This window comes from Maribacter halichondriae, from assembly GCF_027474825.1.
In the GTDB taxonomy this organism is placed as follows: Bacteria; Bacteroidota; Bacteroidia; order Flavobacteriales; family Flavobacteriaceae; genus Meishania; species Meishania halichondriae.
Genome location: NZ_CP107030.1, coordinates 2,416,688 through 2,429,707, shown reverse-complemented (window position 1 = coordinate 2,429,707; position 13,020 = coordinate 2,416,688). Strand labels below are relative to the sequence as shown.

The window sequence follows — 13,020 nt, the reverse complement described above, 5'->3', positions numbered from 1 at the left end:
ATAATTCTTTAAAAATAAGGTTCTTTCTATCTAGAAAAAAGTCTTTGTGTACGATTGGATTGAATTTATGTACCAATGGACTTTTTTTGCGTTATACCCTCAACTTTGGCCACAACGTTATCTTTCTTCTTTTGCTGAAAAACTTTCACACTTGTTTTCATATCTGCATATCTCGGGTCGGGAACATAGCTTTGTTTTTCCATTTTAATGACCTCAATACTTAGAAATCCGAATTCGCTGACCACCTTACCATAAAAACGATAAATACCTTTGCCCCTAAAATAGTATTGCGCCGCCACAGGCGGAAAAAGTACCGTATCGAAAACTTTGCCTTGCTGATCGATCATGGTGGCAAAGTGCATTTGCCTTCCATTATGGGTACTGGTGTTCTTTACAGTAACCAAATAACCGTAGATATCGATGTGATGGTTCAAGTACTTTTCCAAGTCTTTGGCACACCGATTATTTTTTGGAGGTTCTACCAATAGTTCGAAGGGGCTGCACAAACAGAAACCTAAAAGTTCAAGTTGGGTAAAGGCCATTTCGAGGTCGGTGGTATGTAATTGGGGGATCTTGAAATCCTGATGTTTAGGCGGAAACAATTTCGGGTGGTCGATCTTTACATTTTTATTTAGGAAGAGATGGGCCTTCCATAGCAATTGATGTTTATTCACGCTCGTAAACCGGAAGGCATCGATCCGAATCAGAATGCTTACTTGATCGACCGTTATAAAAACACGGTCTAAAAAATCTTCCAGAGAAGTAAAATTTCCATTAAGCAGTCTTTCTTTTAGGATGCGTTCGGATACTCGGTTTTCCAATTCTTTCAGATATCCAAATCCTAAAAAAATATCCTTCCCATAGATAATATTATTATTTTGACTTTGGTTTATGCAAGGCGGATGAATCGTAGCGCCCATCATACGCGCTTCATGTACATAGAATTCAGAGCGGTAAAATCCGCCCCCGTTATTCAGCACGGCTACCATATATTCCAACGGATAATAAGCTCGCAAGAAAAGTGTTTGATAGCTCTCTACGGCATATGAAGCGGAGTGCCCCTTGGCAAAGGCATAGCCGGCGAAGCTGGCGATCTGTTCCCAAACCTCAAAAATAATTTTGTCGTCCTCTCCTTTTTTTCGGCAATTATCGATGAACTTTTGCCTGACTTTTTCAAACTCTTCCCGCGACCGAAACTTGCCGCTCATACCCCTGCGCAAGACATCTGCCTCGCCGAGATCAAGGTCGGCAAAGTGATGGGCTACCTTGATTACATCTTCTTGATAAACCATTACTCCGTAAGTATCTGGCATAATCTCCAGCATTACAGGGTGGGCTCTTTCTTTATCCCTTCCAGGATTTCGATGCCGTAAAATATATTCACGCATCATTCCGCTTTTCGCCACTCCTGGCCGAATAATGGAACTTGCTGCCACCAGTCCGAGATAGTTATCGACCTCCAATTTTTTAAGCAACATGCGCATGGCGGGCGACTCCACATAGAAACAACCCATGCATTGTGCCGTTTTAACAAGGTCATTGATTACTGGGTCTTTAAAAAATTTCTTGACATCATGAATATCGAAGCTACTTGATTCATCAGATTGATTGTATGCAATGATTTCTAAAGACTCCTTGATTTTTGCCAATCCCCGTTGACCAAGAATATCGAACTTATAAAGCCCTACATCTTCAGCGATGACCATATCATATTGTGTAGTGGGGAAACCCTTTGGAGGCAGATTCGTAGCTGAAAACCAATGTAACGGTTTTTCGCTGATCAAAATACCTCCGGCATGAATGCTCAAATAATTCGGCATACCTTTGATCAATTGCCCATATTTTAAGACTAGAAGCGAGACCTCATCAAGTTTTGAAATATCAAATCTGCCTTCCGATAGAAAATCGATCTCACTTTTTGGGAGTCCGAATACCTTGCCCAATTCGCGAATGACCCCTCTATCTTTAAAAATTACATAAGTGCCCAAAAGCGCTACATGCTCAAAGCGTTCAAAAATATATTGGGTCATTTCGGGCCTATCACGATGCGAAAAATCGATATCAAAATCAGGCGGATTGGCACGGTACAGATTGATGAATCGTTCAAAATAAAGATCCAAATCTATAGGGTCCACATCTGTAATTCGAAGTAAGTATGCCACAATGCTGTTGGCTCCGCTACCCCGACCTACATAAAAAAACCCTCTTCTACTGGCCTCGGTAACAATGTCCCAATTGATCAAGAAGTAAGAGACAAAGCCCTTCTTCTTAATTAGTTGCAGCTCTTTTTCCAATCGATCGTAAATCTCTTTTTGAGGATCCTCATAACGATAAGGCAATCCTTCCTGGCAAAGTCTCTCGATCATTTTCTCATCCTCTTCTTGACTACCTGTATAGGTTCTTAAATTCTGTGGCTCTCGCTTTTTTGAAAAATCAAAATGAATGGAACAAGAGTTCAGCAAACGTTCGGTATTTTCCAAGATAAATGGATATTCGGAAAAAGCCGCTGCTAAGTTTTCTACGGGAAACATTTTTTCGTTCTCGTTAGCTTCCTCGGTCTTCTCCAACATGCTCAACAAGATGTTATTATCGATGGCGCGTAACAACCGATGTGCATTGAAGTCGGCTTTATTTCGAAAGGTAACCGGTTGCTGTACAACCAGTTTGTCTTTTAACTTTGACAATCTTGAAAAAGGCAACTTTCGTAAATCGGCAATAGAAATTCCGATAAATTCATATTCGGCAAATTCATACTGATCGTTCTGCAGCACTTTCTCGAAAGGGTAAACGACATACGCACGTTTGAATTTCGGAGCAATAAGAGGTAGTTCTTTTACTTCATGCAAGTGTTCCGAAAGAAAATTGTTCAGTTCTAAATAACCTTCATTATTCTTGGCGATACCAACAAAACACTGATCTATACCATTTCTAAAATCGATGCCGAGTACTGGCCTCACATTATATTCGGGAGCTAATCGCACAAAATTGAGTCCACCCGAAGTATTGTTGATATCCGTCAGTACCAATTGGGTCACATGGTTCTTTTGGGCAAGGCGCAGGAGTTCTTTTTCGGAAAAAGTTCCGAAGCGAAGGCTGTAGTATGTGTGGCAGTTGAGATAGATGTTAGACGTTAGATTTTAGATTGAGAGCTTGATTTTAATATTTGATTTAAAATTCTACTTGCGAGAACATCCCCCTAGCCCCCTTCAAAGGGGGAATTACTTTATACTATACTTCAATTCTGTACTTCGTAATTCTAACTTCGTACCTCGTACTTCTATTCACTGTTTACGATGTGCAAGCACAATCGGCGGTTGCCCATTGAACGGATTGTGCATTCGCCCGATGGTATTTTTGCCCATTGCCGATGCACGCACTACACTCTTATCGCCATATCGATTTCGAATATGGTCCATTGCCTGATACAGATTTAGTGCTTCTTCAGTATCTTCAAAAGGTTGATCTGATAATTTCCACTGACCAAATGACTGAATCTGATACCTATCAATCGCACTAACAATCTTCGATTGTAAAGGGTCTTGAACATCTCCAAAATCTTTGGAATCAGAATATGATCGGCACTGGTATACGGTATACGCATTTGCTTCGAATAGGTATTAAAATCGGAATACCGGATTTTGACCGCGATACAAGCGGTCAACTTTTCACCCCTTCGCAACTGATAGGCAAGATTCTCGGTCATGGCAATCAATAGGCCTCTTAACTTTATTACGTCAATGGTATCTTTATCAAAAGTGCGTTCATTAGAAATAGATTTTCTTTCCCAAAATGGAATGACCGGTGTATGGTCGATACCATTGGCACGTTTCCAAATCACGGTTCCGTTTTTACCCAGTACGCGTTGCATGACATCCATGGGCATTTCTTGTACGGTGCCTACTTTTCTCAAACCCAAGTTTCGAAGTGTTTGGTAGGTCTTGTCGCCCACCATAGGAATCTTTTTAATCGACAGCGGTGCCAAAAAAGTTTTTTCGAGTCCGTAATCGATTTTTAATTGGTTGTTGGGCTTTGCTTCATTGGTGGCGACTTTCGAGACCACTTTATTGACCGATAGCCCGAATGAAATGGGCAGACCGGTTTCGCTGATAATTTTCTGACGTAGTTCGGATGCGTATTTATAGGAGCCAAAAAAGCGGTCCATCCCCGAAAGGTCTGCATAGAATTCATCGATACTTGACTTTTCGAAAAGTGGTACATGTTCTTTGATGATTGCGGTAACCTCATCGGAGTGTTTGCTATAGGTGCCCGCATTGCCTTTGATCCGTATCGCTTCAGGGCATAGTTCCTTGGCCATTTTCATGGGCATGCCCGAGTGAATACCATACCCCCTAGTTTCATAACTGCAGGCAGCAACGACTCCGCGGTCGCTTAGACCACCAACAAGTATAGGTTTTCCCTTTAAACGACTATCCAATTTGCGTTCCACGGATACAAAAAAGGTGTCGAGATCAAGATGTAGAATGGTTTTGTTCATTGCATACTAAAAAAGGTATGCTAATATATGGAATATTTCCATTTTATTGGATTATTTCCAATAAAAACAATTTCTTTTTATTCTTCCCATAATTTCATTTAAATTAGAAATACCCAATACAGTCAAAATGTGCTATTCGACCCAACAAGGTAAACCAAAATCGGAACTCGAAAAACGGTTTGACGCTATCGCCAAAATGCCTGAATATCTTGACGAAGACGATCTTCAACGGTACCATATCAACGGATTTGCAAAACATTTGATAAAAGGTGGCAAGAAAGAAGCCCCGCATCCCATAATGCTAGTACTGCCACAAGAGAACAGGAAATTTCTCGTCCCGCTCATGTGGGGTCTGATCCCCTCTTGGGAATCGGGCGAGGATGCTTCAGAATACTACAAAAAGACCATTATGTACGGTTCGGGACTCAACGCCACGAGTGAAAAACTGTTCAGTTCGCAAATGTACAAGGACAGTGCGTTGCAGAGACGATGCATCGTTCCGGTAACAGGTTTTTTCGAACCGCACACAACCCCTGTAAAAGTAAAGGGAAAGCCTTTCAAAGTGCCATTTTTTTTGAGAGGAAGGATAAAGAGATCATCAATCTGGCCGGGATATACGGGTTTACAAATGACGGCCATGCTACCTTTGCGATTTTGACGAAGCCCGCCACACCACTGTTCGAGAAAATACACAATACCAAGAAACGAAGGCCGGTTATACTACATGATGGACAGATTGATGGGTGGTTGGACAATTCAGCCCAAAGGAACGATATCGAAAACCTAATAGCGGGCGATATGCCCGATGAAAACATAAGCGCCTATCCAATAAGTAAAGATTTATATAGCCCAAAAGCAGATTCAAACCGTCCGGATATTTCAGAGGTCATCCATTATCAAGAAGTGGCGATAGACTATGAGGGAAAGCCACCAACGGATTTGTTCGGTTGATTTTTAAACTCACTATTCACTCAATGTCTTTATACTCCCTTTTGAAAAGACTATCTCCAAAATATATTTATGATGAAAATGGTAAAACAGGCAGTAAGAAAAACAGCCAGAATACAGCTGATCAACCACAATGGTAACCCCATGACCAAATTCATTTCCACATTTTTGGGGAGATACCACGGAATGGACAATGCAAAAAGAGCTGCATAAACAATCCAAACCCAAAACGGAAAAACTTTTTTAATCTTCATAACCAGCGTTTAACTTATTTCTGAAAAAATGGGAAAAAACAAAACATGCGATTACGTTCAATAGCAAGCCAATCAAACCTGACTGAATGCCCGCCAACGTCTTATATCCCATAAAAAATGTGGTTATCGAAAATAGGAATCCGATGATCAGACCGGCCATCATCCCTGCGGAAATAACCCTTTTACTGTGAACGCCCAAAATAAATAGCGGCGCAATCTGAACCATAATCTGCATTTTCAACTCGATCAGACCCCATAGCGTAATTTTGGGCTGGAGTGCGACCAACACGATCAAGAACATGATGACCCAAGAGATCATCTTTCCGGTTTTTGCAAGTTGCTGGTCGGAGCTATTTTTTAAAATCGACTTTCCGAGAATATCCTTTGAAATAATAGACGATAGACTTAACAAAATAGAGTCCGCAGAAGACATGATGACGGCAAGCAACCCCAACACCACAACGATCATCAGCACAAATGCCAAAAGTGATTCTTGGCCCCATACCTGAAGCATTTGTGGCAGTGCGGTATCTTGTGATGCATCTGACACCTCGATAAAATGTGGAATACTGATTACGCCTAATAAGAACAAGATCAATACCGTGATCAGGGGCATAAATACCATGGCACCCAACGATTGCTTCAGTACCTTGACGGTCTTGGCCGCATAGATCCGCTGAATAACCTGTGGATATACCGCCCCACCGAGTCCTATCATCAAGACCGTACTCGCCCAATACATCCTGAAATCGAAGCTGGGCACCCCTATCTTTTCCGGTTCGTTCTCAATGAGCCAATTACTGATTTCCGTGAGTTCGTCGACATCGGGAACCACTATGAAAAACAATCCACCCAAGCCGATCAAAAGCATCAGGCCTTGGATAACATCCGTCCAAGCTACCGCACGCATTCCTCCTAACGTCTCATAGATGATAACAATGAACGCCAAAAAAACCACTCCGGCCCAATAGGGTATCTGTCCGTCAGTAATACCAGTGGCGATATGGCCCCTGGCGATCAACTGGGACAATAAAAAATTGACGGAGACAATGACCAAAATCAAATTGGCGACCAAGGTCAACGAAGGCATTTTAAAACGTTTGTCGAACCAATCGCCCGGGGTAATGAAATCATGTTGTTTTGAAATCTTGAAAAGTTGGGGCGCAAAGGTCAGATAGAGGACTACGATAGCAGTCATGTACCCCAAAACCAAAATCATGCCCATGCCTTGGTTCACTACTTCGGCCGGAACGATAAGCATGGTATTGGAACTATATTGGGTAGCGTATAGCGTAAGCAGTAAAACAAAAGGGCCTAAACCTCCGCCAGCCAAGTAAAAATCTTTAAGCGAATTGGAAGTCCTTTTTTTATTCGCATACAGTCCCAACGCTATCAACAATAACATATAAACCGCTATGCAAATAAGTATTATCGTTGTTGTCTCCATCCAAAAATATCTCGGCGTTACTAAAATACAGGAAAGATACCGACAAACTCTGATAACAAAAAAAGCCCTCAAATGATATTGAGGGCTTCCGTGAAATATAATCTATCTAATTGAATCAGAAGGCAAATCCTGTAAACATTCTAAAGATCAATGCATATAATCCTATTGAAATCAGAAAGAAACTGAACCATGCAAAAATCTTCAAATAGTTCTTTAGGATATAATTTCCTAGGTTTTTGAAACCTTCCAAATAAATCTCCTTGATAAGTAGTGTTGTTTTCATAATATCATCATTTTATCGTTACACATATTCCTTAGAGTACAAAGGCCATGCTACGATCAAGAAAAGGTCGAAATACTAGTTCAAATAATCAAAAAAATAGATAAAACGTTCAAAATTCAGCCTTTTAATCCATTGAAATACTTTCATAAAAGTGATAAGCCCTACACCGTATCCCGATAATTATCGGGACGATGTAGGGCCTCAACCAAACTAACTCAAACCTGCATGCAGCATGCAGGCTTGAAACAAATTTTAATTTATTATCGGCGACAATATGGCGCCGAATACTCCATTATGAGCGAGGACAATAGAAATAACCATTACGACGGGCCAAATCGCGATCGACCCATCGCATTTACCTATTGAACCCTAAAATCAAAAACCTCAGATTGTGCGCTGTTGCCTGCTTTGTCTTTGGTGGTCACACGCCAATAATAAGTCTGCCCAGAATTTACATTGGCATTCATACTACTCTGAGGAGTTGTACCCAAACTCGTGGTAGGGTTGTCGTTGGTACCGAAAAAAACCTCGAACCCTTCAATGTCATTGTCCACATCGTTACCTTCCCATTGTAAATCGACCGAAGTAGTAGTCCCAATCGTCTGGCCACGTGTCGGGGCAATTGCATCCGCTGGGAAAGGCGCATAATTTTCGACACCGGCACCGGCGTTATAAAATTTCCATTTCGCACTTTCCGGTTGCGCTTCTGAGCCTTCTTTTTTGGAGATTACGAACCATTCATACGGGGTATTATGATCCAAGGTAATCTCGACATCATTGACATTCGAATCGGTCTTGATGGTTTCGTTAGATTCCAAATTCTTGATATTTACTTCGTAACTATCGGTATTCTCTGAAGCTTCCCATTGAAAGGTTATGGTGCTTTGCAAATTGTTCGCTGTGACACCTTCGGTACATTCCGAATTGTTTTCGGGGAATACCAGGGTAACGCTGCCTGGATCTCCTCCTTCTCCCGGTAATTTTGGAAAATCGATCTCTGAGTCCCCATCCTTACTCCCCGGGCAAGCGGTCAACAATATCATTGCCGAAGCCGCTAAAATTGTTTTTAAGATTCTCATTGTTTTACGATTTTGTAGGTTTCTATTCTTCTATCGATTTGTACCGATAACATATACACTCCCGATGTCAAACTATCGGCATCAAGTTGTATGGTTGTCGTATTCGGTTCGACCGTCTTTTGTAATACGGCCCTTCCGTCAAAACTATTCAGTTGTATTTTCATAGGTTGTTCGGAAGTGCTTGCCAGCTCTATGGTGATCTCGCCGTTCTTTATCGGATTCGGATATATCACGATTTTATCGGTCAAATCGATGATTTCCTCATAGACCCCTTGGCAATCTTTATCGGTCTTTACAATCAATTTTGTTGAGGATGATTTTAGGGAAACCGTAACTTCAGATTCCGTTGTGGTTAGTATCTCATCGTTCATCGAAATGGAATAACTTTCCCCACCGGATAGTTGCAAAGTCACCGTCTTTCCCGTCGTATCTACTTTGGAAGCGACCGAAAGTGCTTCCGGCTCTACGACCGTAACATCAAAGCAATTTTCATAACCGGTCTGCCCTTGGACCGTGATGCATATCGTATAAGTACCTGCTTCGAGGTTTTCAGCAAGCACTGATTGTGTAAAGTTGACAGATTCATTGAGTCCATTGCCTGTTATGTTAGCGGTATAATTATAGTTCGCTGCAGCTTCGACTGTAATACTGCCGTTATTGCTATCGGCACAAGACTCTCCTTTCGACCGTACCCTAAAATTATCGGAAGGCAGTGAAAAAATTTCGCAGCCCGTTACGTCGACAACGGTGCCCAAGGGCGTATTCGGGCATTGGTCCGAATCGTTTGGCACACCATCATTGTCGGTATCGTTCGGGTCTGGTTCTGACCCTCCTCCCAAGGTTACTGTAAAACTCTTCATGGAACTGTCCTCGGCGGTCACGGTATACACCACAGGATTTGTAAAATCATTGGCGTTCACCCCACTCTGTTGAACTGTGTTACCTACCGTAACGGTCGCATTTGCAGAATGGGAAAAAGTCGCCACCAGAGCCGCGGGATTGATATTGCCCGGAATGGAAACATTTATTTCACTTCCGCTTATAACACCAATGGAAGCAGGATCCGTAACATTAAACCTAAAATCGGTTATTTCCTTTTCGTTACTCAAGGTGCTTCGCTCCCCCACGGTATACCAAATGCCCCATTGCGCATCAACTATCAATTCGGTGGCATTGCCCGACGGACTCATCTTATCGTTCGCCAAATCGATGACGGCTATCACCTCGCTACCATTGTTAGTGCTATCGAAAATCAGTTTATCGTCATTCTTAGAAAAGTTCGGAAAACCCAATTTATTGTTTTGATATACAATGGTGTTCTCCCCGGTCTCGATGTTGGCCGTAAATACGCGATATTCATTGTTTACTGAATCAAAATAGTCGAAGGCCAAAATATTTCCCGATGTTTTGGAGAAGGATGGGTTTCCGATACTTACACCTTCGGGTAGATTGGAAAATATTTTTTGAATATTACCATCGCCAAAGGTGTTGCTTTGATTGTCCCAAACTTTTAACGCACCTACATCCCAATATTCAATATCCTGCCCAGTGCCATTTTGAAGTCGGTTCAGGGCATCGTAAATCAAATATTGGCCTGAATAGTCCCACTCCAATGCATCCGGGTACAAAACTTCGCCCGTTGTCACCCCATCGGCCGAGGTCGGATTATAGAGCTCATAGGCCCTTGAATCTCCGGATACCAAATCTGAGATGTAGATAATATTCGACTGATCGTTACGTACCGAAGCAAGCTTACTGCCATCTTTCGATAGAGAGACCGCAGCCCATATTTGCTCCTCTGAAAGCACCGATTCTTCCGGATTATTAGGATCCAACACTACAGCATTTACTGTATTGTTGTCGGTAACGAAGATGGTAAGACTGCCGTCATCTGCAACACTAGGCTTGCGAAATATACCAGTTGTGGACATCGGCACAAAGTTCTGCCCTTGGGTATCTGAAATATAGAGCGTATTGGGGTCGTTGGCATTCACATCGGCGCTCAAAATAAACTCATCTCCCGATGCCGTCGGAATGTCATTATCAGTGTCGGTCGGTGCCCCATCAGTAATACCAACCGTATCGAAGGCGTTCATTACAGCTGTTACCTCTAGAGAATTCTCACCGTGAAGGTCCGTTGCCGACCTGATAATCGCCAAACGTAAGTCGATAAATTGCGATGAAACGGTCAGATAATTATCCAAGGCCCGGTAATAGATCTGTTCGGCTTTCTCTTTTCCGATATCCGTGGCGACCAGATAAAAGGCCCTGTTCGGTATGCCACTGTTAATATGGACCCCTCCATTGTCTTGGTCGCCCGTATAATATTCGGTCATGTCTTTGGGCTGCCAACCATTTTCGCCCAATTGGGTTCGCCCATTGTTCGGGTTCTGCATATCGCGCATCGCTCCTGAAGGAAAATATTGGGTATTTACGATATCTTCGGCCAATTGCCAATCATCGCGATCGATCATGACCCCAAAAATATCGGCGTACGATTCGTTAATGGCTCCCGACTGATAGCGATATTCCAAATTGGCGGTATTCTGAATGACGCCATGTGACATTTCATGACCACCGACATCCAAAGCCCCTGCAAAAGGTTCAAAAGCGACCCTACCATTGCCGTAGAACATAGCTTTACCGTTCCAAAATGCGTTTTCAAGACTTCCACCGTCCTCGGGGTCGGCGACATTTATAAAGGAAATAATCGTACCACCCTGCCCATTGATGGAGTTTCGATTGAACGTATTTCTAAAGTATTCGTACGAGACATCGGCATTATAATGGGCCGATACCCCTGTAGCATTGTTCCAAGTATTGCTGTTCGAGGTGACATGAAAGATTTCTACACCTTCTTCGGGAGCCTCATTTCTTAGGTCTAAGGTCATTATGGCCCCGACCGGATTATCCGGCAACTCAGATTGTGCGGCATTGAACATAGGTTTTGAGGTATCGACCATGTAATTGGTGCCATTGACACTATAGGTATTCAATTGACGGTTTACCCCGTTCAGGTCATTGCCGTTTCCATTTTCCGGCGGTACCGTTGTTGTTTTATAATGTTTGTCTTCTTTATTTAAATTAAAATGGAAAGTACAGGTATGGTAATACTTATCTAAAATCTTTCCCGTTTGGGCATCGATGAAATATTCCCATCGATCCATGATATTTGGGTAGACGGTCAGGTGCCTTGCCAGTGCATCCTTTCCTTCAAAGTGGTAAATCAATAATTCTTCCTCGAGTTCGGGAAGATTTAAAGGGGAATTATTCTTAGCGGCAGTCGCTTTCGGTAGTTTCTTGCCCAAATCATTTTCGATTACGGCAAGCGCATTCGCTACGGATAGTTTCGGGGTCGTATTCTCAAAGATCGGGGTCGGTCTGTTTCTACCGTTAAGCCCTCGTACCTGCTGTTTTTTGTCTAAATGGAGGATTACTTCACTACCATAAACCTTTACTCCTTTGAAAACCTGTTGCATTTTAATATGTGTCTGCCCCAACTTATCCTTGGTATTGGCAATGACCTTGAACTCTGAGGATGGGTCGTTGATGCGCAGCAACCCCTTAACGTCCATCAAATAATCGGAAGTTATCGCCTCCAACGACTGTCGCTGTACCAATTTAGCAGTTTCGGCCTTAGCCTTGCTCTCGATAAAAAGAGGAAGCCCTGCTTCAGATTTACTCACTATTTTATGTGTGTAAAGGGAAGGTGAAGCAGACAGGTTAAAGACGGATGGCATCTGAAATTGGGTACGGCCCGACTTTGCGGTAATGGATTTTTCCCTTTTGATGTTCAGTACTTTGGTATTGAATTTTGGGACGGCCGTCGACTTTACAGTACCCGTGTTCGGGTGTCGCTTGTCATCGAAGGTGTCTTGTGCGGATAGGGAAACCATTCCCAAAAAACACCCTATGGCAAGATTAATAAGTAGTGTTCTTTTCATAACTTAGGTTATTTATTTTCCATTCCCTCGAAGGAGGGAATCTCTTAATCGTTATACTGTATGGTGGTCATTAATTCCTTATAAAATTCCTTACAGCCTTCATCGATTTCATGGTCGTTGGACCCCCAAGTAACCTTGACCTTTTCGTCTCCATGTATTTCCTCAATAAAGTAATATCGATTGCCGGGATGCTCGAACTCCATTTTCGAAAGGTTCAGGGAATCTATTTTCGAAAAACACTTTTTAGCTTCCTTCTTGCTTATTTTTTCTAATTCGATAGTTTCCTTGGTCAAGGAATTTGTATGGAAAAGTTGCCCGTTTTCAAGTAAAACATAGGTATCCGAAGCACCTGTTATGCCGCCTCCGTTTCCAAAGACAATCCTTTCCGGAGGCAATTCTTCAAAAGAATAGTGCTGCGATTTACATCCTAAAAAAGAGAAAATCAAAAGAGCTGTCAAACAAAAGGTTGGTTTCATAAAAGGTCTCGGTTAAATTTTAAAGCATACAAAATAACATGACAATGTATGTATAAATGCTTGCCTATAAAAAATATGCTACAGCTTATTTTTC

The 13,020-nt window shown here is 42.2% G+C and carries 7 protein-coding genes and 2 pseudogenes; 2 read left to right on the top strand and 7 right to left on the bottom strand.

The genetic code is table 11. From position 1 onward, the window contains the following. Positions 1 to 65: 65 nt before the first annotated feature. A complete protein-coding gene (locus N8A86_RS11050) occupies positions 66 to 3,122 on the bottom strand; it encodes a DNA polymerase III subunit alpha (protein WP_273569061.1) in 3,057 nt (1,018 codons plus the stop codon). Between the two features lie 159 nt (positions 3,123 to 3,281). Continuing rightward, a pseudogene (dinB, locus tag N8A86_RS11045) lies at positions 3,282 to 4,495 on the bottom strand (DNA polymerase IV). A gap of 127 nt (positions 4,496 to 4,622) precedes the next feature. On the opposite strand from dinB, the pseudogene N8A86_RS22020 reads away from it, so the two are divergent. Together N8A86_RS22020 and N8A86_RS11030 are read left to right on the top strand one after the other, a co-directional pair. Further along, a pseudogene (locus N8A86_RS22020) lies at positions 4,623 to 5,446 on the top strand (SOS response-associated peptidase). A 69-nt stretch (positions 5,447 to 5,515) separates the two neighbouring features. Continuing rightward, a complete protein-coding gene (locus N8A86_RS11030) occupies positions 5,516 to 5,656 on the top strand; it encodes a hypothetical protein (RefSeq protein ID WP_273565432.1) in 141 nt (46 codons plus the stop codon). A 30-nt stretch (positions 5,657 to 5,686) separates the two neighbouring features. Here N8A86_RS11030 and N8A86_RS11025 read toward each other — a convergent pair whose 3' ends face one another. From N8A86_RS11025 to N8A86_RS11005, 5 genes are all read right to left on the bottom strand, one after another. Beyond that, positions 5,687 to 7,144 carry a sodium:solute symporter family protein gene (locus N8A86_RS11025; protein WP_273565431.1) on the bottom strand — a complete coding sequence of 486 codons (1,458 nt, stop codon included), beginning with the start codon at positions 7,142 to 7,144 and terminating at the stop codon, positions 5,687 to 5,689. A gap of 115 nt (positions 7,145 to 7,259) precedes the next feature. Further along, complete coding sequence (locus N8A86_RS11020; protein WP_273565430.1) at positions 7,260 to 7,427, bottom strand: DUF6747 family protein; 168 nt, start codon at positions 7,425 to 7,427, stop codon at positions 7,260 to 7,262. A 359-nt stretch (positions 7,428 to 7,786) separates the two neighbouring features. Then, the gene (locus N8A86_RS11015; protein ID WP_273565429.1) at positions 7,787 to 8,506 is read right to left on the bottom strand and encodes a hypothetical protein; all 720 of its coding nucleotides are present in this window, start codon (positions 8,504 to 8,506) and stop codon (positions 7,787 to 7,789) included. Continuing rightward, on the bottom strand, positions 8,503 to 12,450 hold the full coding sequence (locus N8A86_RS11010; protein ID WP_273565428.1) for a M4 family metallopeptidase: 3,948 nt from the start codon (positions 12,448 to 12,450) through the stop codon (positions 8,503 to 8,505). Before N8A86_RS11010 ends, N8A86_RS11015 begins: the two co-directional genes overlap by 4 nt. A gap of 44 nt (positions 12,451 to 12,494) precedes the next feature. Further along, entirely contained in the window at positions 12,495 to 12,926 is a 432-nt protein-coding gene (locus tag N8A86_RS11005; protein ID WP_273565427.1) for a hypothetical protein, read from the bottom strand. Between the last annotated feature and the right edge of the window lie 94 nt (positions 12,927 to 13,020).